Origin of the sequence: Pseudomonas sp. CFII64 (assembly GCF_000416235.1) — a bacterium.
Lineage (GTDB): Bacteria > Pseudomonadota > Gammaproteobacteria > Pseudomonadales > Pseudomonadaceae > Aquipseudomonas.
This window is the reverse complement of record NZ_ATLO01000020.1, coordinates 50,182-71,737: the sequence shown is the minus strand read 5'-3', so window position 1 is coordinate 71,737 and position 21,556 is coordinate 50,182. Positions and strand designations below refer to the sequence as shown.

Sequence of the window (21,556 nt, the reverse complement as noted above, 5' to 3'; positions counted from 1 at the left end):
CGTTCAGGGGTTTTGTTTGTCTGCTCGGAAATTTCTCGCCACGTCATATCAGCGTTGGGCGCGACGATGAGTATCGTCCCCCGCTGATGTGCCCCCAGGCAGTCACTTCATCTAGAAAACTGCCGACTCACCAAGCTGGAACCGTTCTTGCATCGCGCTAGGGAATGACCTTTTTTTGACTCCTCGCGACAGGAATCTCGATGCTGGCGTACAACCAAAAAAGCTTTCTTATCGTCGATGATTTCTCTGATTTCCGGAGTTCCGTCAGATCGATGTTGCGCGAGTTGGGCGTGAAGGATGTCGATACTGCAGACACGGGCGAGCAGGCGCTGCGCATGTGCGCGCAGAAGCGTTACGATTTTGTTCTGCACGATTTCAATCTTGGTGACGGCAAGAAAAACGGCCAGCATGTCCTGGAAGATCTCATGGTCGACAAGTTGTTGAGCCATGAAAGCGTATTCATCATGGTGACCGCCGAAAACAGTCAGGCAATGGTCATGAGTGCGCTTGAATGGGAACCGGACGCTTATCTGACGAAACCTTTCAATCGTGCAGGCTTGGCCCAGCGTCTCGAAAAGCTTGTCCAGCGCAAGACCCTGCTCAAGCCTATCCTTCAGGCGCTGGATCGAGGCAAGCCAGCCGAGGTGTTGGCCGCCTGCACTGCTCTTATAAATCAGGATCAGCGATATGCGCCTTTATGTTTGCGTTATAAAGCCGACGCCCTGCGCGACCTGAATCAGCATGATGCGCTGGAAGCCTTTCTCAAGAGTATTCTTGCCGACCGGGCTACCCCTTGGGCCTACGCAGCGCTGGGCAATCTACTGTTCAAGCGCAACAAGGTGAGTGAGGCCCAGTTGGTCTTCGAGCAAGCGTTGAAAGCGTTTTCGACCATGCCGGCGCTCTACGATGGGCTCGCCGACGTATTGGTGGCTCGTGGCGATTCCAAGCGCGCGCAGGAGGTGCTGGAGGCTGCCGTGCGCTTGTCACCGCTGGCTGTGCGCCGGCAACGATTGTTAGGCAAGTTGGCCCTTGATAACGAAGATTTCGAAAGTGCGTCCAAAGCTTATCGGCATGCAGTGGCTCAGGGGCAACATTCCCGGTTCAAGGATCCAGAGGCTAATCTGGGATTCGCCCAGGCATTGATCAGCAAAAATGGTGATCAGGGCCTCGATTCGCGTTCCAGGGTAGAGCTCAATCAGACGCTGAGCGAGGTCGCCAAGGAGCATGGCAGTGACCAGGGCCTCCAGGTGCGGACCCGATTGATGAAGGCCACCAGCCTGCAATTGTCGGATCCTGAAGCTGCAGCGAAGTTGACTGAAGATGCGATGGGACGCCTGCAAGGCATGGACCAGTTTCTTAGCGCTGACGCGGCGTTGGTAGTTGCTGCGCAATTACAAAAGCTGGGGCAGGAGGATGCCGGTGCCGATGTGCTCAAGAGCTGCGCCGAGATCTATGGCGATGACCCGGCGGTTATGCAAAGTATCGCAAAGCAGACCGACGACCCTGCGATTCTGGGTGCTGGCAAAGCAGCAATGGACCTCAATCTACAGGGCGTTCGCAGCTACAAGGCTGGTAGCCTGCCCCAGGCTCGGGATTTTTTCCGCAATGCTTTGGCCTTGCAACCCAAGAACATCAGTATCGCGTTGAACCTGGCGCAGTCGTTGCTGCATGCCAAGGATTCGACTCCGGACGCTGCCAACCTGCAGGAGTGTCAGACCTGCCTGAAGATGGTCGGCAACATGCCTGACAGCGATCCGCGATATGACAGATTCCAGAAATTACAAAGCAGGGCATTCGGCGCATGAGCGAAATGGATACCGGTCTTGATTTTTCCATGGTCATTGCCTCTACGGTGCATGACATGAAAAATGCCCTAGCAACGCTCATACAGGCGCATGGCCAATGGTCAGGCCGACTTAGCGATGCGCAGCGTGACACTCCCGAACACGGCGTGATCGACTATGAATTCGCCAATTTGAATGGAATGCTGGTGCAGTTGCTTGGCTTGTACAAGTTGGGTGTCAATCAGTTGCCATTGCGCCCGGATTATCACGAACTCGATGACTTTATCGAAGCGCAGCTGGCACTGCATCATGAGGTGCTAAGCAGTCGCGGGATCACCGCGACATATAAAGTGAACAGCTCGAACCCGTTGGGCTTCTTTGATCGTGAATTGATCGGCTCGGTTGTGGCCAACATCATCATCAACGCGATCCGTTTTGCTCGCCGGACCGTGGTGATAAACGTCGCAGAAGCGCCTGACGGCCTGGTCATTACAATCAACGATGACGGCCCCGGTTACCCGCTGCAAATGCTCGAGCGACAATCCGATTACGTGCAAGGCATCAACCAAGCCAGTGGCAGCACCGGACTCGGTCTGTATTTCGCCGCGCGTATCGCCGAGAGCCATGAGCGGAACGGCATTCAGGGTCGAATCGAAATCGCAAACGGTGGCAGTCTCGGTGGCGGATTATTCAGCATTTACCTGCCGTGAACAGCGGGCCGACGGTAGCTAGGCTGGCCCCTCGCTACTCTTAAGTTTGTCTGGCTCCAGCCGATGATTGAGTAGGTGCAGATTTTAGGAAGGCAAACGTGAACTTGTTTATCAACCAGCTCCAAAACAAGAAAGACTTCCGCAAGGCCGTATATTCCGGTGACATCTTTCTGAATACCAATCTTCAGGCCCCCGTCGACCTTTGCGATTTTGCCCGCCATAGCATTACCGCAGCGTTCAAGGGCGAGACCGATCATCAGGCACTGCACACGATGATGCCTGTTGAGGAGTTCGTAACGCTGGTCACGCACCTCAAAGGTCAGTTCACCAACTGCCTGGAGGTCAAGGAGATGATCCGCCGTTTCGTTTTGGAAATAGGCGCTGATCCTGCTGAATATCTCTTTGATGTGCCACGAGTTCGTGTGGTGCCGAATTATAACTATTTGCACGCAGGCGTCAGTTACGCCTACAAGCCACATCGCGATACCTGGTACGGCGGTTCAGATTGTCAGATCAATACCTGGATGCCGGTTTATACGATCCAGCCGGACCAGACAATGATGATCAATCCCGCCTACTTCGCTGCCCCGGTGAAGAACTCTTCAGCCGACTGGAACCTGTCCAACTGGATTAACGTGCAGCGTTCGTTGGCCAAGGACAACGTGAAAGAGGAAGTTCGCGTTCATCCGGTTCCTCTTGAAGATATATCCACTGCTTCGGAGATCCGGATTGCCGCCAATGCAGGGGAAATCATAACGTTCTCTGGCTCACATCTTCACGGCACAGTGCCTAACTACACTGCGCAGACCCGCTTCAGTGTCGACTTTCGTCTGGTTCATATTGCGGATTTGCTCGCCGGCAACGGTGCAGTAAATGTCGACAGTGGTGCCAAGGACGCGGAAGCCGGCTTCAAAGAACTCATTCACGTCAGCGATTTTTCGCATTTTCAGGGAGTCAACCAATGACCAAGCGGCGCCTAACGGGACCCGAGGCCGAGTACAACGAAAAACGTGCCGACGTCCTCAAGCGGGTAGATTCCCAATACGTGGCTGATGCACCTTTTGTGTTTGCCAACCGAATTGCCGTAACCGCTGCATTGTCACGAATCGAGCTGTTCAAGATGGTCCAGGATATTCCGGGCGCCATCATCGAGTGCGGCGTGTACAAGGGTAATTCCCTGATGCTGTACATGCAGCTGTCGATGATTCTTGAGCCTTACGCGATCAATCGTTCCATCATCGGTTTTGATACGTTCTCCGGGTTTGCAAGTATTGATGCTGAACAAGATCCGACCGATATCAATGAGAACATGTTTTCCGATACCGATGAGTCGATCATTCAGGACATGATTGATGCCAACGATCTGGTGCGTCCGGTCAACCGCATCCCGCGTTGCGAGATCATCAAAGGTGACATCATGGAGACCGTCCCGGCGTTCCCCAAGACGCGCCCGGACCTGGTCGTGGCCATGCTGATTCTCGACACCGATCTCTATTCGTCGACGAAAGTGGCGCTGGAAACCTTCCTGCCGTTCATGCCGAAAGGTGCCATCGTGGTGCTGGACGAAGTTGCCTATCGTAACTTCCCCGGAGAGACGAGCGCGCTGCGTGAAGTGCTGGATCTGAACAAGGTCGAACTCAAGCGCCTGCCGTTTGACTCGTGTGTCGGGTACTTCCGGATCTGATTCAACTGTTCTGGCTCCCCGACCTCCGCGTCGAGGAGCCGCAGGCTAGTACCCTGCGAATCAAAATAACCAACCAGTCCGCCCGGCATCATTCACGTGTGTCCCTTCAGCATCCAGCCCCGCAGAACCTGCCGCTTCGCCGTGAAACTACGGGTAGTTGGACCTCTCAGAACCGGTAGCTTTTTGGCGCATGTTCGCGGCTCCGTTTGCCCGAAGTCTTGTAGATGAGCATTGAGTGCTTGAAATTCCGAACGGCTGGTGCGTATTTTGTACGCCTTGCCGCAGAGTCGGCCTGCATTGAAAACGAAGGATTCGAGTCATGACCCGCGATGGCCAAAATTCACTCGCGCAGCGATTGATGGGCATTGATGAAGTTGAGTGTATTACTCCCGATTTGAATGGCATCGCCCGCGGCAAGGTGATGACCGGCGAAGGGTTTCTGCAAGGTCGCAGATTGCAAATGGCCCGAGGCGTATTGCTGCAGTGCATCATGGGCGGCTATCCGCCGTCGCGCTTTTACGGCAGCGATGATGGTGACCTGGCGATGATCCCCGACCCGCAGCAGATTCATCGTCTGCCATGGAGTGCCGAACCGCGAGCCTTGGCTATCTGTGATGCCGAAGAACTGAGTGGTCAGCCCTGCAGTCTGTCGACGCGCGGGCAATTGAAGGCGGTGATCGCGCGCTATGCCAGGCACGGTCTGTCACCCGTGGTGGCGACAGAACTGGAGTTTTTTGTCTTCGCTCCCAACCCGGATCCGACCCGCGCGTTTGTACCGCCTGCCGGTCTGGACGGACGCCGGGAGGATGGATCCTCTGCTTTCAGCATCAGTTCAAATAATGGCTTGCGGCCATTTTTCAGCGAGATTTATGCCTGTATGGCCGCGCTGGGTTTGCCCCGCGATACGTTCATGCATGAAATGGGCGTCAGTCAGTTCGAGATCAACCTGTGGCACGGCGACCCTTTGCTGTTGGCCGACCAGACGTTTATGTTCAAGCACTTGCTAAAGGAAGTGGCGCTCAAGCATGGCTTGATCGTGGTCTGTATGGCCAAGCCTTTGGCGCACACACCTGGCAGTTCGATGCACATACACCAGAGCGTCGTGGACTCCGCGTCGGGCCGCAACGTGTTTACTGCAGATGATGGTTTGCCGACCGACATGTTCCGGCATTTTCTGGGTGGGCAGCAGGCCTGCATGGCAGATCTCACGGCATTGTTCGCGCCCAATGTGAATTCCTACCAGCGACTGTGTCATCCATACGCGTCGCCCAACAACGCGTGCTGGTCCCATGACAATCGGGCCGCCGGTTTGCGCATTCCCGCCAGTGCGCCAGAAGCGCGGCGTGTGGAGAATCGCTTGCCGGGAGCGGATGCCAATCCGTATCTGGCGATTGCTGCGAGCCTTGCTGCAGGCCTTCATGGCATCGAGCACGGGATGGAACCAGACGCTGCCGTACAGGGGGAAATTCATGTGCCTGACCATTTGTCACTGCCATGTACCTTGCATGCTGCTCTGGAACGTCTGAAACGCAGTCAATTGGCCAAGGAACTGTTTGGTCATGAATTCATCGAAGGCTACATCGCTTCGAAGACGATGGAGCTGACCAGCTTTTTCGACGAAATTACCCCCTGGGAGCGGCGTGTTCTGGCCGCCCAGGCTTAAGAACCGCTGTTTTGCAGTCACCCCCGTGCGGGTGACTGTTTATTTTTGGAACGTCGATGCGCCAAATCTGGAAATCTTTTCAAGGGCTCTACTTCGCTTCGCTGATGATGTTGATCGGCTCGGGCCTTTTAAGTACTTACCTTGCGTTGCGCCTTGCGGCTGATCAGGTAGACAGCCTGTGGGTGGGTGCGCTGATGGCGGCCAACTATTTTGGTTTGGTGCTGGGCGGCAAGATTGGTCACCGGCTGATCGGACGCGTTGGCCATATCCGCGCGTACGCGACCTGTGCCGGGATTGTCGGCGCAGCCGTGCTGGGCCACGGCCTGATCGATTACCTGCCCGCGTGGTTGTTTTTGCGGATGATTGTCGGCCTGGGGATGATGTGCCAATACATGGTCATCGAAAGCTGGCTCAACGAGCAGGCAGAAGCCAGGCAGCGGGGCAAGGTGTTCAGCGGTTACATGATCGCCTCGTACCTCGGCCTGGTGCTCGGCCAGTTGATCCTTGTTGTCCATCCACAATTGGGTCTCGAGCTGCTGATGCTGGTCGCCCTGTGCTTCGCGTTGTGCCTGGTGCCAGTGGCAATGACCCGCAGCATTCACCCGGCACCCATGCACCCCGCGCCGTTGGAGCCGCGGTTTTTTATCGGGCGTGTGCCACAGTCGCTGACCACGGTGCTGGGCGCTGGATTGATCATCGGTTCTTTTTACGGTCTCGCGCCGGTGTATGCGGCGGAGCAGGGTCTGTCGACCGAGCAGGTCGGTTTGTTCATGGGTTTCTGCATTCTGGCCGGGTTGCTGGTGCAATGGCCGCTGGGGCTGTTGTCTGACCGTTATGACCGGGCAAGGCTGATGCGCGGTTTTGCCGGCGTCCTGGCTGTGGCCGCGTTGCCGTTGGCGGTACTGCCGAGCGTGCCTATCGAAGCGCTGTTCATCATTGGCTTCGTCGCGTCGCTGGTGCAGTTTTGCTTGTACCCATTGGCTGTGGCCTTTGCCAATGACCACGTCGAGGGCGAACGCCGGGTGTCACTGACCGCCATGCTGTTGATGACTTACGGCATCGGCGCCAGCATCGGTCCATTGGCGGCGGGCGTCTTGATGAAGATGTTTGGCGGCAACATGCTTTATGCATTTGTCAGCTTTGCCGGGCTGGTTCTGGTTGTGCTGATCCGGCCAAAGGCTGTGACGCACATTCACCAGGTCGACAATGCGCCGCTGCATCACGTGGCGATGCCGGACAGCATGTCCAGTTCGCCATTGGTTGTAGCACTTGACCCTCGGGTCGATGAGCAGGTGGTTCAGGATCAGATGCAAACGACGATTGATCCGGACGTTGCGCCCGAAGAGCCTGTCGTGCCGACCGCCGAAACGGCTGCCAAAGACGAGCCTGAAGGTGCAGCTAAATCAGAAACCGTGGCTGAGCTGGAGGGTGAGGAGATAAACCGGCCTTGAGGCAAAAGGGGCCAGTTGATCGGCAGCTACCCTGCTGATTTTGAAGGCGCAAAAAAGGCGATTGCGGATGGAGCGCAATCGCCTTTTTTCATGCTGTCTGTTTTTGCCAGGACAGTCGTTATCTAGAAGTCGTCGTCCTTGTCGAACCGCCGCGCTTCACGCTGCAGCTGATAGACGAAGCGTTCAACCTGGCGCTGCACCAGCCCGCTCATATTGTGGAAGCGCACACCGGCAAACGTGGTGTTGACCCTTTCTTCGAAATGCAGGTAACGCAACTCCACCGGTGCAGTCATGGTGCCAAACGGCAGTTGTGCGGCAAACCGCTCGTAGACCTGGCCCAGTTGGATGCGTTCCGAGATATCGCCTTCAAAGCGCAGCTTGCAGCCAGTCGCGGAGATATCCAGCAGTTTGCCGCCCAGAGGTGCCTTGAGCTTGTCACCGCCGATTTCGACATTGACCAGTGATGCGAGCTTGAGTGCGGCACGAAAGGCGTTGCGACGCTGGTGATAAATCACTTCTTCGGGCAGCGCGCCGCGGTAAAGCCGCTGACCGTCGTTGTCCGAAATGGTCAATTGGCCGCTGCTTTCCCACGCGATACGCACGCCATCATGAAACCCCTCGACGCGAAAGGGCTCGCCGTTGGTCAGGAAGCGTTCACCGTCGCGGGGAATCATTTCGTCAAGAGCCATGGTGTTGGCTTCGCGATCTACCTCGATCAGGTAGCTTTGAAAACGCTGGGTGCGCTCATGAAAGGTAATGATCAACGGATCATGACTTTCAAGTAACTGCCGCAGGTTGGCGGCAATTTCCAAAGGTGTAGTTAAAACCTTTGGGGGCTGCGGAGCATCTTCCGCGCTTGAGCCATTCACTTTTTTCCATCTCCAGGCAAAATACGACAGCAACGCAATGGCGGGCATTTTGCCAGCATGCAAAGCGCCTTGATACAGAAATTACGCTTGGCTTAGTGGCCTTGGCTTGGCGCGCCCGGATGTCGAGCCGCGGCTGTCATAAAGCGTTGGCGTATCGCCCGTCAATATTCTCAGCTGATGAGCCGTCGTGATTTGTTGATGCTGAATCGAGCCACCGTTATTTTCGTTTGCCGCCTGACATTGCATAATCAGCGCGCTCAGTTCATCGCCGGCCTTGACCAGTTCTTCGCCGACTGCCGAATGACTCGCCAGCTCAACCAATCCTTTGCGGTCCGGACTCAAGCCCATGGCGACCAACAACTGACTACGCTTGCGGCCATGCTGCTCAAGCAGAATCACCATTGCCTGTTTCTGCGCGAGAATATGCTCCATCTCGACCATGTCGCGACCGTGGAGCGCAATCGATTCGGCCTGCAAAAGCTCAAGCAATTGCCGGGCGGGCACAAAATCATCGGTGATCAGTTGCAGCAAAGTAGTGTCTTGCATCGCATGCTCTGGTTTTTAAGCGTCCAGAAAATCCACCGCGAGCTCCGGGCTAGCGCTGGGCTTCGAAATTGAGCAGCTTGCTGGCCACCCGGTTGCTGTCCACCTGATAACTGCCGTCTGCAATTGCCTGCTTCAACTCCGCCACTCGGGCGCTATTGACAGCAGGCTGATCGCGCAACGTATCGGTGATTTTTTTCAACTGTTGAGCCTCGCCGCTCAAATGAACGGATTCTCCGGTTTTGCCAGTTTCAACTGCTGCGCCGGCGGAGGCAGATTCGGTATTGCCAGTTTCCTTGGTGCTGCTGGTGCGCGTTGTACTGCCCACCGATGGCGCGTTGTTCAGCCTGCTGAAATCAATGACCATGATAAAAAACCTCTGGGTATTTGGACGCTTGCCATGGTTTCGACCAAATCCACGAAAACTTTAGTCCGAATGCGAAATGCATGTGAAACGCACGTGAGAATGGACCTCACATTACGGGACTTGTTTCGCAGTCTAGAAAAAACCAGCGTTCTCTACCAGCAGTCAGTTATTTGCATGGCTATTCACATAGGCACTTCCACTTGTCCGGCGCCGGTTACGCTGGCTTTTATGACCCGTTTCGAGTTGAGGTTGCGCACGCGTATCTGCTCGTTGAGCCCACCGTCCGACAAGGCTTCACCGGGCATGCGAACCGCCAGAGTGCCGCTGCGCGCAATAATCACCACCTGATCACCTTTGTGGATGAGTTGCGGCTGTTCCAGATATGTAGGGGAAAGAACCTGATCCATTACCGCCGGTCGGACAGTTTTCTGTCCGACGGCCTGATCCAGAGAAGTGAGAAAACCTTGCCCTAGTTGGCCGATGTCGCGCTCGCGCAGGGCCACATCGTCTTCGCTGACCAGGCTGTCGCGCTTGAGGGGCCGCACGGCCGTCACGACGTTACGAAACAGGTGGACTTGTGCGGGCACGAACACCGTCCAGGGCGATGTGCCTTCGCAGCGAACCTTGACGTTGACGCGGCCGACTGGCTTCGGGCTTTCCAGTGATGCTGTCAAATCCTTGTCGCAATACGGCATGCGTGTGCGAGGATCCAGCTGCTTGACTTCGATTTCCGAACGGCCTTCGATTTGATTGGTCGCCAGGTAGTCTTCAACAGTGAATTCAAGAAACCCCTGAGTGACGCCGATAAGCTGTTCAGGCAGTGTGAAAGTGTCGGCGCGGCTGAAACCGGCCAGGCTAAACAGGCACAGTGCTGCCATTACACAGAATAAGCTGCGTTTTCTGAGAGATATGTGTCGGGAAATTGTCGTTTCTGTGTTCATAACGTATAAAAAGCAAGGGCCGTGCCGCTTCCCAAATGGGGTGGAGTGGTGATCGGTTGCTTTTGAAGGGGAGTCGGAGCATGGCCGGTGTAATGGATTCGGTGAACCAGCGCACGCAGCTGGTTGGGCAGAATCGCCTTGAGCTGTTGTTGTTCCGTCTCGACGGCAAGCAACTGTATGGGATCAACGTGTTCAAAGTGAAGGAGGTGCTGCAGTGCCCCAAGCTTACCGTGATGCCAAAGTCCAACCGCATCGTGCGCGGTGTGGCGAGTATTCGCGGTGGAACGATTCCGATCCTCGATCTGGCCATGGCGACAGGCTCGTCAGGGCAAATGAGCCTGGACAATACGTTCGTGATCATCACGGAGTACAACACCAAGGTTCAGGGCTTCCTGGTGCATTCGGTCGAACGCATCGTGAACATGAACTGGGAAGAGATTCATCCGCCACCCAAGGGAACGGGTCGCGACCATTACCTGACGGCCGTTACCCGGGTCGATAATCAGTTAGTGGAAATCATCGATGTCGAGAAAATTCTTGCTGAAGTAGCGCCGATTTCCGAGGCGGTTTCTGCGGGTGTGATCGATACGGAAACCCAGCACAAGGCGATTTCCCTCAAGGTTCTGACCGTCGATGATTCTTCGGTGGCGCGCAAACAGGTCAGTCGCTGCCTGCAAACGGTCGGTGTCGAGGTCGTGGCGCTGAACGACGGTCGACAGGCGCTGGATTACCTGCGCAAGCTGGTCGATGAAGGCAAGAAGCCTGAAGAAGAATTTTTGATGATGATCTCCGACATCGAAATGCCGGAGATGGACGGTTACACACTCACTGCCGAGATTCGTAATGATCCTCGGATGCAAAAGCTCCACATCATTTTGCATACTTCTCTGTCCGGCGTGTTCAATCAGGCTATGGTGAAGAAGGTCGGCGCAGATGATTTCCTTGCCAAGTTCCGACCGGATGATCTCGCGGCCAGGGTTGTGGATCGGATCAAGGCAGCAGATAACAGTTAGGGTTGCCGCTTTGGCACTGCCCGACAACGTGGCTTGCGCTGAACGGCAACAGACCCTGGGGACGTCGTCCCCAGTGGTTCACATGATTTGAGAGGCGGCATCTTTGTCTACGGGTAATTTGGATTTCGAACAGTTCCGGGTCTTTCTGGAAAAAGCCTGTGGCATCCTGCTGGGTGAGAACAAGCAGTACCTTGTTTCCAGCCGTCTCAACAAGCTGATGGAGCAACAAGGCATAAAATCCCTGGGTGAGTTGATTCAGCGCATTCAGACCCAGCCTCGCAGCGGTTTACGCGAGCAGGTGGTGGATGCCATGACTACCAACGAAACCTTGTGGTTTCGGGATACCTATCCGTTCGAAGTCATGAAGAACAAGGTGCTGCCGGAGTCGATCAAGGCGGCCCCCGGCCAGCGTTTGCGCATCTGGTCGGCGGCGTGTTCGTCCGGTCAGGAACCTTACTCGCTGTCGATGACCATTGATGAGTTCGAACGCAGCAATCCGGGACAGCTCAAGGCAGGGGTGCAAATTGTTGCCACCGACCTGTCCGGTCTGATGCTCACCAATTGCAAGTCGGGCGAGTACGACAGTCTGGCGATCGGTCGGGGCTTGTCTCCAGACCGCTTGCAGCGTTATTTCGATGTGAAGACGCCGGGCCGCTGGGTGATCAAGGCGCCGATCAAAAGTCGCGTCGAGTTTCGTGCCTTCAACCTGCTGGACAGCTACGCGAGCCTGGGCAAATTCGATATCGTGTTCTGCCGCAACGTGTTGATCTATTTTTCTGCCGAAGTGAAAAAAGACATCCTGTTGCGCATTCACGGCACGCTCAAGCGCGGCGGTTATCTGTTTCTGGGCGCCTCCGAAGCGCTCAACGGTCTGCCGGATCACTACCAGATGGTTCAGTGCAGCCCGGGCATTATCTACCAGACCAAGTAAATCGGCCTGATCAATGAAAGGGGACCTTCGGGTCCCTTTTTCTTTGGGCTGTATGCGGTAGATACCGTCCTCATCACGCAACCCGTAGGGCCGGCTTTAGCCGGGAGGAAATCGGGACATTCGCAGCAGTTGCGTCGTCACACCTTCCGCCCTCCCGGCTAAAGCCGGTCCTACAGATCCTGTGTGCTGGCCGACATCGCGATGAAAGCACCCTGTCTGTTGGAGCGAGGGCGGCAATGGCAAAATTACGGCGCTCTGCTTGCCGCATTTGCCCCGCAAAGCGGAAACACCTTGCCGCTTTTCTGACATTGCCGTGCCATGACAGGCCTCCGGCCCTTGGTTTACGGGGAATTACGAACTGGCACGCTGATTGCTTTGTCACTGATACGTAAAATCTGGTCAACCGGTAAAGGTTTCCCGACATGAGCATCAGCTTCGATAAAGCGTTAGGTATCCATGAGCAGGCCCTGAACTTCCGCGCCAAGCGCGCCGAAGTGCTGGCCAACAACATCACCAACGCCGATACGCCAAATTACAAGGCTCGTGATCTGGAGTTCTCTTCTGTGCTGGCCGCTGAAAACGACAAGGTCAAGAGCGGCACCTTTGCGTTGAACAAGACCAACAGTCGTCACATTGAAGCTGACGGCGTGGGCAACACTGACGGTTCGCTGATGTACCGCACGCCTTCTGCGCCATCGCTGGATCAGAACACCGTGGACGCCCAGGTCGAGCAGGCCAGCTATGCCGAAAACGCCATTGGTTTCCAGGCCAGCTTCACCTTGCTCAACAGCAAATTCAAAGGGCTGGTTGCAGCCCTTCGCGGAGAGTAATTCATGTCTCTAGCCAACGTTTTCAATATTGCCGGCAGCGGCATGAGTGCGCAGACCACTCGCTTGAACACCACCGCCAGTAACATCGCCAACGCCGAAACCGTGTCTTCGAGCATGGACCAGACTTACCGGGCACGCCATCCGGTGTTTGCCACCGTGATGCAGGGGCAAGGCAACAGCGGTGGCGGATCGTTGTTTCAGGATCAGGGCGAAGCCGGGCAGGGTGTGCAGGTCTCCGGAATTATCGAAGATGCTTCCAACCTTGAAGCGCGTTACGAGCCAAATCATCCTTCCGCCGACAAGGACGGGTACGTTTACTACCCCAACGTCAATGTTGTCGAAGAAATGGCTGACATGATTTCTGCCAGTCGGTCTTTCCAGACCAACGCGGAGCTCATGAACACCGCCAAAACCATGATGCAGAAAGTCCTGACCCTCGGTCAGTGATAAGGGGCGAGACAGATGGCCATTGAAGACGTATCGAAAACATTTCTCAGCTCCCTGCAGAACCCCACACCTACCGCGACCAACTCCGGTACCGCGCTGGGCAAGGATGCGTTCCTGCAGCTGCTGGTTACACAGATGAAGAACCAGAACCCTCTGGATCCGCAGGACAACACGGCGTTTGTCGCCCAGCTGGCGCAGTTCAGCAGCCTGGAAAGCATGCAGAACCTGACCTCGACGGTCGATTCGATTGCCACCAGCTACAAGTCGTCGCAAGCGTTGCAGGCGTCGTCCCTGGTTGGCCGCTCGGTGATCGTGGAAGCAGGTTCCACAGCCGTTGACACCACCAAGGGCATGACCGGTACGGTTGTCGTTCCATCGTCTTCCACCGCCACGACGGTCAAGATTTACGACACCAGCATGAACCTGGTCGACACGGTGGACCTGGGTACCCAGCCTGCCGGCAAGACCAGCTTCACGTGGGATGGCACCAATAGCGACGGCGAAGCGGCACCTGCCGGCACTTATAGCTTTGTCGCGAGCGGCAGTATTGATGGCAAGGGCACTTCGTTGGCCACTTACTTGCCAGCTACGGTCAACAGTGTGACCACTTCCACCAATGGTGGGGAAATGACGCTTAATCTGGCCGGCGGTAGCAGCATCGCTTTGTCCAAAGTGCAAACAATCGGAATTTAGAGCCGACTAGACGGCGCAGGAGTGTTACATGTCATTCAATATCGGTCTTAGTGGGCTCTATGCGGCAAACAAAAGTCTCGACGTCACCGGCAACAACATTGCCAACGTCGCGACCACGGGCTTCAAGTCTTCCCGTGTGGAGTTTGCCGACCAATACGCGCAATCCATTCGCGGGACGTCCGGCCAGACCAACGTCGGCAGCGGCGTAACCACCGCCGCCGTGTCGCAGCAGTTCACCCAGGGCTCCTTGACCACCGGTACGGCCAACAGCCTGGACCTGGCGATCAACGGTAATGGTTTCTTCATGCTCAGCAACAACGGTGAAAAGCTCTACACCCGTGCGGGTGCATTCCATACCGACAAGGAAGGTTTTGTCGTTAATAGCTCCGGCCAGAATCTGCAAGGCTACAACGTCGATGCCAACGGCAACGTGGTGGTGGGTGCGTTGAGCAATCTCAAGGTCGACTCGTCGAACCTTGAGCCAAAAACAACCACTTCGATCACCAACAAGGCGAACTTTAACTCGTCGGAAGCGATTCCAGCGGTGACCACGTTCAGTCCGACCGACACCAAGAGCTACAACGTCAAATACAGCACCCCGATGTACGATACTCAAGGCAATGCCCACACCCTTGACCAGTACTTCGTGAAGACCGATACCAACAAGTGGACCATGTACTCGCTGGTCGACGGCCGCAATATCACCGACCCGACTACTGCGGTAAATCCTCAGACCGACAAGGTTGACCTGACCTTCGACTCGTCGGGCGCGTTGATCACCAGTGGTGTCGGCGCTCCTGTCGTCGCTGGCGCCGTAGGTCTCAATACCGATGGCACGTTCAAGGTGGATGGCTGGAAGCCTGGTGTTCAGGTTGGTACCGGCACGACCGCTACCTGGGCTCTGAATGGCGCCGACGGTGCAGCCAGCATCAAGCTGAACATGATGGCCGCTACCCAGACCGCTTCGGCATCGGGTTTGATCACTCAGGATCAGGACGGCTACGCTACTGGCCAGATCAGCGCCATGAGCGTGGATGCCACCGGCAACCTGTTCGCGACCTACACCAACGGCAAATCCAAGGTGATCGGCCAGGTTTCGCTGACCAACTTTGCCAACGTGCAAGGCCTGGCACCTGCCGGCGGCACCAACTGGCGCGAAACCTTTGCTTCGGGCGTGCCGGTCAGCGGTGTGCCGGAGTCGGGAACGCTGGGCTACCTCACTGGCCAGGCGCTGGAGGATTCCAACGTCGACCTGACCGGCGAGTTGGTTAACCTGATTAAAGCGCAGAGCAACTATCAGGCGAACGCGAAAACCATTTCGACTCAAAGCACCATCATGCAGACCACTATTCAGATGACCTGATAACAGGGTTGGATTGATGGATCAAAAACCTCTCTTCGGAGAGGTTTTTTTATGACCTGGAATTGCAATATTAGTCCAAAAACAAACGGCGATGAATATAGAGGTAGCATCTGAATTTATAGAGCTGTCGCACAATCTATATGGAAATTTCCTACTTGCATTGCTGAGACAATAAAAACTCCTTAATAAAAGTGCCGTGGTTGCGGTTCGGGAGTTTTCATGTCGTTCAATGTTGCTATCAGTGGTATCAACGCTGCCAATAAAAGGCTTGAAGTGGCCGGTAATAATATTGCCAATGTCGGGACGCTCGGTTTCAAGTCATCTCGCGCAGAGTTCGCCGCGCTTTATTCGTCGGCACATTTAAGCAATGGGCGCAGCGCTGTAGGTGATGGTGTGCGTTTGGCCAATGTGTCGCAGAACTTCAATCAAGGCACTTCCATGACCACCCATGGCCGGCCGCTGGATATGCGGATTCAAGGTAACGGATTCTTTGTGGTCAGTGATGGCGGTGCTTTGGCGTATACCCGTGCCGGGGCGTTCCTCAAGGATGCCGACGATTTTATCGTGGACAGCGAAGGCGGGCGCTTGCAAGGCTATGCAGCCAATGAGAAGGGCGAAATTGTTGATGGAATTCGTACCGACCTGAGGATCGATACCTCGACCATGGCACCGACGTTCACCACGCGGATCTCGGACACGATCAACCTGAACGCTTCATCGCAATCACTGGCAGCGCTGCCCAAGTTTGATGCAGCGGATGCGACCACTTATACCAAAGTGACACAGACAACCATTCAGGACAAAGGAGTGGGTGCTGTGCCTCCCGCGGATCATCAACTCAGCCAGTATTTCGTCAAGACGGATGAAGGTCAGTGGTCAATGTATGTATTGATCGATGGCCGCAATCCGATTGATCCTTCCAGCACCAGCGCGCTGCATGTGACATTGAATAAAGCAGCGGATGGGACGGTCAATTATTCCGGCAATACCGAACATATCAGAAAAGTCTCGGACACAGCGTTCACATTGAATGGCTGGAAGCCCGCACAACAAATCGGGGGTTCGTGGAGTGCCAGTCCAGCCCCCAGTAATGGCGCTGTTTCCCTGTCTCTGAAAGAGGGTGCGCTCAATACGCTGGATGACAGTGATCCGGTAATGATACGGCCCGTTCCGCTGTTTGATGCCTCCGATATCACAACCTACACCAATACGTTTCCTACCGGCATCTTTGATAGCCAAGGCAATAAACACGAGCTCCAGCAATACTTCATCAAGGATGGCGTGAACAGTTGGCAGATGCAGCTGCTGGTCAACGGCCGCAATCCGATGGACCCCGGCTCGAAACAACCGCTGACGGCGAATATCGTGTTCGAAACCGATGGCTCGTTACGGTCGATCACCGGTTCTCCGGGGTTGATGGCCAGTGGCGACGGCAAGCTTCAGCTCCAAGGCTGGGTGCCGGCCAGAGCGCGGGATCGTGGCACTCAGCGTGAGGAGTGGTTATCCAATGGCGCAGTTGCCGGTGCTGACGGCATCACTCTCGATATGAGCAAACTCAGCCAATACAGCGCTGTGACGGCACGAACTTCGCCTCAAGCCGATGGTCACGCGGCGGGCGCGTTGGCAGGGCTCACTCTGGAGCGCGACGGCACGCTGCGGGCCTCGTTCAGTAACGGCCTGACCCGCAATATCGGGCGTGTCATGCTGGCCAGCTTTGCCAACGAGCAGGGTTTGCAACCGCAAAGCGATTCGCGCTGGACTGCAACCAATGCATCCGGGATCGCCAATTACGGCACCGCCGGAGCGGGTACGCTGGGCAGTATCATCGGCGGGGCGCTGGAGGGTTCGAATGTTGAGCTCAGCGAAGAGTTGATCGCGTTGATCCAGGCGCAGACGGCGTATCAGGCGAACTCCAAGGCGATCTCGACGGAGGTCACGGTGCTGCAAACCTTGATCCAGTCCACCTGACAAAAAGGTGATTGGCCCTGTCGCTATCAGATCGAGCAATCCGATTTGATGAATGCGCCGTGCAAACGAGTCCAGCCCTTGCCGGGGCTGGTTTGCGCGCAGACTACGCGGTCTGCGCCTTGCCATTTGTAATAGCGGGCGGTCTGGGCGTGGGCGCTCATAGGGCCGAGCACCAGTAGCGTTGCGATGATCAGTGTGAGGCCAATGCGGCTGTTCATGAAGTACCTGCTGCGCTGCAGAGTGCGCTGTGCCCAAGCCTATCATTACGCGGCGGTACGTGAGGGACTTTGATAGCTCCAATACTGGCGCTTCAACGAAGTTTTTTTGGCGGCGGCTCCGCTGGATTTGGCCAAATGCGGCAGTCTGCCGCCGCGTCCGTGCTGCCGATTTATCCCAAGGCTGCATCTGCGCCCGATATTGCTGGCGAATCAGTGCTTTGTACCAGGCCCGACAAGTTGGTTCGATAATTGCTTTGTCCCTATCAGAACAGCTACAGGCGGCAAGCGTCTGTCAGAGGAGGAAGACTGTGGACAAGTTGCTATACGTCGCCATGAGCGGTGCATCGGAAAACGCCATTGCGCAAAAGGCCCATGCCAACAACCTGGCAAACGTTTCTACCAACGGTTTCCAGCGTGACCTTGAACAGGCGCGGTCGATGCCGGTATTTGGTGACGTTCAGCCATCGCGTGCCTACGCCATGAGCGAGCGTCCAGGGACTGACTTCAGTGGCGGCGCAATGATCGACACGGGTCGCGACCTCGACGTCGCCGTCAAGGGCGATGGCTGGATTGCCGTGCAGACGCCTGATGGTGGCGAGGCTTACACCCGCACTTCCAGCATGAACATCGATGCCCTCGGCGTGTTGCGCGATGGCAGCGGTTTGCCGGTTATGGGCAACGGCGGTCCTATCGCCGTGCCGCCGCAGCAGCAGATCGAGATCGGCGCCGACGGCACGATCAGCGTTCGCTCCCTGGGTGAAACACCAACAGTCATGGCGCAGATCGACCGCATCAAGCTGGTTCGGCCTGACATCAAGAATATGGAAAAAGGCCCTGATGGCCTGATGCACACCAAGAACGGGGCTGCCGCGCCGGCAGATGCCACTGTTCAGGTCGAATCAGGTTTCCTGCAGGCGAGCAACGTCAACGCCGTTGAAGAGATGACTTCGGTACTGACCTTGTCCCGCCAATTTGAATTGCACGTCAAGATGATGAAGACCGCCGAGACCAACGACGAGTCCATGGCTCGCGTCTTGCAGGTTGGCTAACCATTGACAGCTTGCGTCGATAATCCGACGCACGAGGAGAGAAACAATGCTTCCTGCACTATATGTCGCCAAAACCGGTCTGGCCGCTCAGGACACCAACCTGACGACCATCTCCAACAACCTGGCCAACGTGTCGACCACCGGTTTCAAAAGTGATCGCGCCGAGTTTCAGGACCTGCTGTATCAGATCAAACGTCAGCCTGGCGCCCAGTCGACCCAGGACAGCGAATTGCCGTCCGGCCTGCAATTGGGTACCGGTGTGCGGATCGTCGGCACCCAGAAAAACTTCACCGCCGGCAGCCTGCAAACCACCAATAACCCGCTGGACCTGGCTGTAAATGGTCGTGGGTTTTTCCAGGTCATGCAGCCTGATGGCACCATCGCCTACAGCCGTGACGGCACCTTTCACCTGGACTCCAACGGCCAGATCGTGACCTCCAACGGCTACGCCCTGGAGCCAGCGATCGTTGTGCCGCAGAACGCCCAGACCTTCACGGTCGGGCAGGACGGTACGGTGTCGATCACCCTGGCGGGCGCTGTTGCTACGCCGCAGGTCATCGGCAACATCCAGACCTCCGACTTCATCAACCCGGCCGGTCTGCAGGCTCAGGGCGGCAACCTGTTTCTGGAAACCGCTTCCAGCGGCGCACCGCAGGTTGGCACACCTGGCCTCAATGGTCTGGGTCCGGTTCTGCAGAACACCCTGGAAAACTCCAACGTCAGCACCGTTGAGGAACTGGTCAATATGATCACCACCCAACGTGCCTACGAGATGAACTCCAAAGTGATCTCGACGGCTGACCAGATGCTGCAAAACATCACGCAAAACCTGTAAGGCCCTGATGGATCTATCCGGCCTGTTGCACCACCTGCTCAATCCGATAGGGCGCCTGATTAAGCGTCTGCTACACCGCGAGGTTTAAGTGTCATGAAACGGCTTCCTGTTCTGCGGCTCTCTCTGTTAGTCGTTCCACTTTGTGGAATCGCGCTACTGACGGGTTGCGTTGCCCCGGCTTCCAAGCCTAATGACCCTTACTACGCGCCGGTGTTGCCGCGCACACCGTTGCCTGCTGCGGCGAACAACGGTTCGATCTATCAGGCGGGCTTTGAGCAGAACCTGTATGGCGACCGCAAGGCTTATCGGGTCGGTGACATCATCACCATTACTCTGTCCGAGCGGATGGCGGCGAGCAAGGCGGCCAGTTCCGGGATCAGCAAGAACAGCAGCAACAGCATTGGCCTGACCTCGTTGTTCGGTGCCGGTCTGAGCACCAACAACCCGTTGGGCAGCGGCGATCTGAGCCTGAATGCCGGTTACACCGGCGACCGGGTTACCAAGGGTGATGGCAAGGCAGCGCAGAGCAACAGCTTGACCGGTTCGGTCACCGTGACCGTCGCCGATGTGATGCCCAACGGCATTCTGTCGGTACGTGGCGAGAAGTGGATGACCCTGAACACCGGCGACGAGCTGGTGCGCATTGCCGGCCTGATCCGCGCCGACGACATCGCCACTGACAACACCGTTTCCTCCACTCGTGTGGCGGATGCGCGCATCACTTATTCAGGTACCGGTTCGTTCGCCGATTCCAGTCAGCCGGGGTGGTTCGATCGGTTCTTCCTCAGCCCGTTGTTCCCTTTCTGATAGCGGGATAGACATGATCAAGCTCAAGCAACTGATAGCGGCCGCACTGCTGTTGTCCGCCACGTTCGGCGCTCACGCCGAACGTTTGAAGGACATCGCCAGTATTTCCGGTGTGCGGACCAACCAATTGATTGGCTACGGCCTGGTGGTTGGCCTTAACGGTACCGGTGACCAGACCACGCAGACGCCGTTCACGCTGCAGACCTTCAACAACATGCTGGCGCAGTTCGGCATCAAGGTGCCCACCGGTTCCGGAACTGTGCAGTTGAAGAACGTCGCCGCCGTGGCGGTGTATGCCGATTTGCCGCCGTTCGCCAAACCGGGGCAGATGGTCGACATCACTGTGTCGTCCATTGGTAACTCGAAAAGCCTGCGCGGCGGTGCGTTGCTGATGACGCCCATGAAAGGTGTCGACGGCAACGTCTACGCCATCGCCCAGGGCAACCTGGTGGTGGGCGGCTTCGATGCCGAGGGTCGTGACGGCTCCAAAATCACTGTCAACGTTCCGTCGTCCGGGCGAATTCCGGGTGGCGCATCGGTTGAGCGCGCCGTGCCAAGCGGCTTCAACCAGGGCAACACCTTGACCCTGAACCTGAACCGCTCCGACTTCACCACCGCCAAGCGCGTGGTCGACAAGATCAACGATCTGCTCGGCCCGGGTGTTGCCCAGGCGCTGGACGGCGGCTCCGTGCGGGTAACCGCGCCGCTGGATCCGAGCCAGCGCGTGGATTACCTGTCGGTGCTGGAAAACCTTGAGATTGATCCGGGTCAGACCTCCGCCAAAGTCATCATCAACTCCCGGACCGGCACCATCGTCATTGGCCAGAACGTAAAAGTGTCGCCAGCCGCCGTGACCCACGGCAGCCTGACCGTGACCATCACCGAAGACCCGATTGTCAGCCAGCCCGGCGCCTTGTCCGGCGGCCAGACGGTGGTCGTGCCGCGTTCGAAGATCAACGCGCAACAAGAGCTGCACCCGATGTTCAAGTTCGGCCCGGGCACCACACTGGATGAAATCGTTCGGGCGGTTAACCAGGTGGGCGCGGCGCCCGGTGACTTGATGGCCATTCTCGAAGCACTCAAGCAGGCCGGCGCGTTGCAAGCCGACCTGATCGTGATCTGAGGAACCGCGCATGGATATGCCTAAGAGCCCGATTTCCTCGGCCAGCGATTCAGGGGCCTACACCGACCTCAATCGTCTGAACTCGATGAAAAACGGTGACAAGAACAGCGAGGGCAACCTGAAAAAGGTGGCGCAGGAGTTCGAATCGCTGTTCGTCAGTCAGATGCTCAAGGCCATGCGCTCGGCCAACGAAGTGTTGGCCAAAGACAACCCGATGAACACGGCGGCGACGCGTCAATACCAGGACATGTACGACCAGCAGTTGGC

The 21,556-nt window shown here is 56.5% G+C and carries 22 protein-coding genes and 1 pseudogene; 18 read left to right on the top strand and 5 right to left on the bottom strand.

The window, feature by feature from the left end; translation table 11 throughout:
- Positions 1 to 200: 200 nt before the first annotated feature.
- From CFII64_RS10690 to CFII64_RS10665, 6 genes are all read left to right on the top strand, one after another.
- A complete protein-coding gene (locus CFII64_RS10690; RefSeq protein WP_020290786.1) occupies positions 201 to 1,805 on the top strand; it encodes a tetratricopeptide repeat-containing response regulator in 1,605 nt (534 codons plus the stop codon).
- A complete protein-coding gene (locus CFII64_RS10685; protein WP_020290785.1) occupies positions 1,802 to 2,494 on the top strand; it encodes a sensor histidine kinase KdpD in 693 nt (230 codons plus the stop codon). Before CFII64_RS10690 ends, CFII64_RS10685 begins: the two co-directional genes overlap by 4 nt.
- A 98-nt stretch (positions 2,495 to 2,592) precedes the next feature.
- Positions 2,593 to 3,459, top strand: coding sequence for a hypothetical protein (locus CFII64_RS10680; RefSeq protein ID WP_020290784.1), 867 nt, complete (start codon positions 2,593 to 2,595; stop codon positions 3,457 to 3,459).
- Positions 3,456 to 4,178: a TylF/MycF/NovP-related O-methyltransferase gene (locus tag CFII64_RS10675; RefSeq protein WP_020290783.1), complete on the top strand. Its 723-nt coding sequence runs from the start codon at positions 3,456 to 3,458 to the stop codon at positions 4,176 to 4,178. Before CFII64_RS10680 ends, CFII64_RS10675 begins: the two co-directional genes overlap by 4 nt.
- Before the next feature lie 421 nt (positions 4,179 to 4,599).
- Positions 4,600 to 5,841: a glutamine synthetase family protein gene (locus CFII64_RS10670; RefSeq protein ID WP_177325411.1), complete on the top strand. Its 1,242-nt coding sequence runs from the start codon at positions 4,600 to 4,602 to the stop codon at positions 5,839 to 5,841.
- 56 nt (positions 5,842 to 5,897) lie between these two features.
- Positions 5,898 to 7,292, top strand: coding sequence for an MFS transporter (locus tag CFII64_RS10665; RefSeq protein WP_020290781.1), 1,395 nt, complete (start codon positions 5,898 to 5,900; stop codon positions 7,290 to 7,292).
- Positions 7,293 to 7,414: 122 nt separating this feature from the next.
- Here CFII64_RS10665 and CFII64_RS10660 read toward each other — a convergent pair whose 3' ends face one another.
- The 4 genes from CFII64_RS10660 to flgA form a co-directional block, all read right to left on the bottom strand.
- Positions 7,415 to 8,161 carry a flagellar brake protein gene (locus CFII64_RS10660; protein ID WP_044901294.1) on the bottom strand — a complete coding sequence of 249 codons (747 nt, stop codon included), beginning with the start codon at positions 8,159 to 8,161 and terminating at the stop codon, positions 7,415 to 7,417.
- An 81-nt stretch (positions 8,162 to 8,242) separates the two neighbouring features.
- Positions 8,243 to 8,707 carry a flagella synthesis protein FlgN gene (locus tag CFII64_RS10655; RefSeq protein WP_020290779.1) on the bottom strand — a complete coding sequence of 155 codons (465 nt, stop codon included), beginning with the start codon at positions 8,705 to 8,707 and terminating at the stop codon, positions 8,243 to 8,245.
- Between the two features lie 49 nt (positions 8,708 to 8,756).
- Entirely contained in the window at positions 8,757 to 9,071 is a 315-nt protein-coding gene (gene flgM / locus CFII64_RS10650) for a flagellar biosynthesis anti-sigma factor FlgM (protein ID WP_020290778.1), read from the bottom strand.
- A gap of 182 nt (positions 9,072 to 9,253) precedes the next feature.
- On the bottom strand, positions 9,254 to 10,012 hold the full coding sequence (gene flgA / locus CFII64_RS10645) for a flagellar basal body P-ring formation chaperone FlgA (RefSeq protein ID WP_044901291.1): 759 nt from the start codon (positions 10,010 to 10,012) through the stop codon (positions 9,254 to 9,256).
- A gap of 80 nt (positions 10,013 to 10,092) precedes the next feature.
- Between flgA and CFII64_RS10640 the strand changes: the two genes are divergently transcribed.
- From CFII64_RS10640 to CFII64_RS10610, 7 genes are all read left to right on the top strand, one after another.
- Complete coding sequence (locus tag CFII64_RS10640) at positions 10,093 to 11,025, top strand: chemotaxis protein CheV (RefSeq protein ID WP_020290776.1); 933 nt, start codon at positions 10,093 to 10,095, stop codon at positions 11,023 to 11,025.
- Positions 11,026 to 11,128: 103 nt separating this feature from the next.
- Positions 11,129 to 11,956 carry a protein-glutamate O-methyltransferase CheR gene (gene cheR, locus CFII64_RS10635; protein WP_020290775.1) on the top strand — a complete coding sequence of 276 codons (828 nt, stop codon included), beginning with the start codon at positions 11,129 to 11,131 and terminating at the stop codon, positions 11,954 to 11,956.
- Positions 11,957 to 12,378: 422 nt separating this feature from the next.
- Positions 12,379 to 12,786 (top strand): flagellar basal body rod protein FlgB, encoded by a 408-nt coding sequence (flgB, locus tag CFII64_RS10630; RefSeq protein ID WP_020290774.1) that lies wholly within the window; start codon positions 12,379 to 12,381, stop codon positions 12,784 to 12,786.
- 3 nt (positions 12,787 to 12,789) lie between these two features.
- Positions 12,790 to 13,233 carry a flagellar basal body rod protein FlgC gene (gene flgC, locus CFII64_RS10625; protein ID WP_020290773.1) on the top strand — a complete coding sequence of 148 codons (444 nt, stop codon included), beginning with the start codon at positions 12,790 to 12,792 and terminating at the stop codon, positions 13,231 to 13,233.
- 15 nt (positions 13,234 to 13,248) lie between these two features.
- Complete coding sequence (flgD, locus tag CFII64_RS10620) at positions 13,249 to 13,926, top strand: flagellar hook assembly protein FlgD (RefSeq protein WP_020290772.1); 678 nt, start codon at positions 13,249 to 13,251, stop codon at positions 13,924 to 13,926.
- Between the two features lie 28 nt (positions 13,927 to 13,954).
- Positions 13,955 to 15,289: a flagellar hook protein FlgE gene (gene flgE / locus CFII64_RS10615; RefSeq protein WP_020290771.1), complete on the top strand. Its 1,335-nt coding sequence runs from the start codon at positions 13,955 to 13,957 to the stop codon at positions 15,287 to 15,289.
- 219 nt (positions 15,290 to 15,508) lie between these two features.
- Positions 15,509 to 17,257 carry a flagellar hook-basal body complex protein gene (locus tag CFII64_RS10610; RefSeq protein WP_020290770.1) on the top strand — a complete coding sequence of 583 codons (1,749 nt, stop codon included), beginning with the start codon at positions 15,509 to 15,511 and terminating at the stop codon, positions 17,255 to 17,257.
- Between the two features lie 26 nt (positions 17,258 to 17,283).
- On the opposite strand, the gene CFII64_RS10605 is transcribed toward CFII64_RS10610, so the two are convergent.
- Positions 17,284 to 17,475, bottom strand: coding sequence for a hypothetical protein (locus CFII64_RS10605; protein ID WP_020290769.1), 192 nt, complete (start codon positions 17,473 to 17,475; stop codon positions 17,284 to 17,286).
- Positions 17,476 to 17,783: 308 nt separating this feature from the next.
- On the opposite strand from CFII64_RS10605, the gene CFII64_RS10600 reads away from it, so the two are divergent.
- From CFII64_RS10600 to CFII64_RS30500, 5 genes and pseudogenes are all read left to right on the top strand, one after another.
- Positions 17,784 to 18,524, top strand: coding sequence for a flagellar basal body rod protein FlgF (locus tag CFII64_RS10600; protein WP_020290768.1), 741 nt, complete (start codon positions 17,784 to 17,786; stop codon positions 18,522 to 18,524).
- Positions 18,525 to 18,570: 46 nt separating this feature from the next.
- The gene (flgG, locus tag CFII64_RS10595) at positions 18,571 to 19,359 is read left to right on the top strand and encodes a flagellar basal-body rod protein FlgG (protein WP_020290767.1); all 789 of its coding nucleotides are present in this window, start codon (positions 18,571 to 18,573) and stop codon (positions 19,357 to 19,359) included.
- Positions 19,360 to 19,452: 93 nt separating this feature from the next.
- Positions 19,453 to 20,166: a flagellar basal body L-ring protein FlgH gene (gene flgH, locus CFII64_RS10590; protein ID WP_044901290.1), complete on the top strand. Its 714-nt coding sequence runs from the start codon at positions 19,453 to 19,455 to the stop codon at positions 20,164 to 20,166.
- Positions 20,167 to 20,179: 13 nt separating this feature from the next.
- Complete coding sequence (locus CFII64_RS10585) at positions 20,180 to 21,289, top strand: flagellar basal body P-ring protein FlgI (protein WP_020290765.1); 1,110 nt, start codon at positions 20,180 to 20,182, stop codon at positions 21,287 to 21,289.
- 10 nt (positions 21,290 to 21,299) lie between these two features.
- A pseudogene (locus CFII64_RS30500) lies at positions 21,300 to 21,554 on the top strand (rod-binding protein); the annotation flags it as partial.
- Positions 21,555 to 21,556: the final 2 nt, after the last annotated feature.

Bases quoted from the DNA above. Each gene is read 5' to 3' on its own strand.
- flgA (WP_044901291.1), bottom strand. From the start codon at position 10,012: ATGAACACAGAAACGACAATTTCCCGACACATATCTCTCAGAAAACGC.
- flgE (WP_020290771.1), top strand. From the start codon at position 13,955: ATGTCATTCAATATCGGTCTTAGTGGGCTCTATGCGGCAAACAAAAGT.
- CFII64_RS10610 (WP_020290770.1), top strand. From the start codon at position 15,509: ATGTCGTTCAATGTTGCTATCAGTGGTATCAACGCTGCCAATAAAAGG.
- flgD (WP_020290772.1), top strand. From the start codon at position 13,249: ATGGCCATTGAAGACGTATCGAAAACATTTCTCAGCTCCCTGCAGAAC.
- flgM (WP_020290778.1), bottom strand. From the start codon at position 9,071: ATGGTCATTGATTTCAGCAGGCTGAACAACGCGCCATCGGTGGGCAGT.
- flgB (WP_020290774.1), top strand. From the start codon at position 12,379: ATGAGCATCAGCTTCGATAAAGCGTTAGGTATCCATGAGCAGGCCCTG.
- CFII64_RS10665 (WP_020290781.1), top strand. From the start codon at position 5,898: ATGCGCCAAATCTGGAAATCTTTTCAAGGGCTCTACTTCGCTTCGCTG.
- CFII64_RS10670 (WP_177325411.1), top strand. From the start codon at position 4,600: ATGACCGGCGAAGGGTTTCTGCAAGGTCGCAGATTGCAAATGGCCCGA.
- flgC (WP_020290773.1), top strand. From the start codon at position 12,790: ATGTCTCTAGCCAACGTTTTCAATATTGCCGGCAGCGGCATGAGTGCG.
- CFII64_RS10690 (WP_020290786.1), top strand. From the start codon at position 201: ATGCTGGCGTACAACCAAAAAAGCTTTCTTATCGTCGATGATTTCTCT.
- CFII64_RS10640 (WP_020290776.1), top strand. From the start codon at position 10,093: ATGGCCGGTGTAATGGATTCGGTGAACCAGCGCACGCAGCTGGTTGGG.
- flgH (WP_044901290.1), top strand. From the start codon at position 19,453: ATGAAACGGCTTCCTGTTCTGCGGCTCTCTCTGTTAGTCGTTCCACTT.
- CFII64_RS10605 (WP_020290769.1), bottom strand. From the start codon at position 17,475: ATGAACAGCCGCATTGGCCTCACACTGATCATCGCAACGCTACTGGTG.
- CFII64_RS10675 (WP_020290783.1), top strand. From the start codon at position 3,456: ATGACCAAGCGGCGCCTAACGGGACCCGAGGCCGAGTACAACGAAAAA.
- flgG (WP_020290767.1), top strand. From the start codon at position 18,571: ATGCTTCCTGCACTATATGTCGCCAAAACCGGTCTGGCCGCTCAGGAC.
- CFII64_RS10685 (WP_020290785.1), top strand. From the start codon at position 1,802: ATGAGCGAAATGGATACCGGTCTTGATTTTTCCATGGTCATTGCCTCT.
- CFII64_RS10655 (WP_020290779.1), bottom strand. From the start codon at position 8,707: ATGCAAGACACTACTTTGCTGCAACTGATCACCGATGATTTTGTGCCC.
- CFII64_RS10585 (WP_020290765.1), top strand. From the start codon at position 20,180: ATGATCAAGCTCAAGCAACTGATAGCGGCCGCACTGCTGTTGTCCGCC.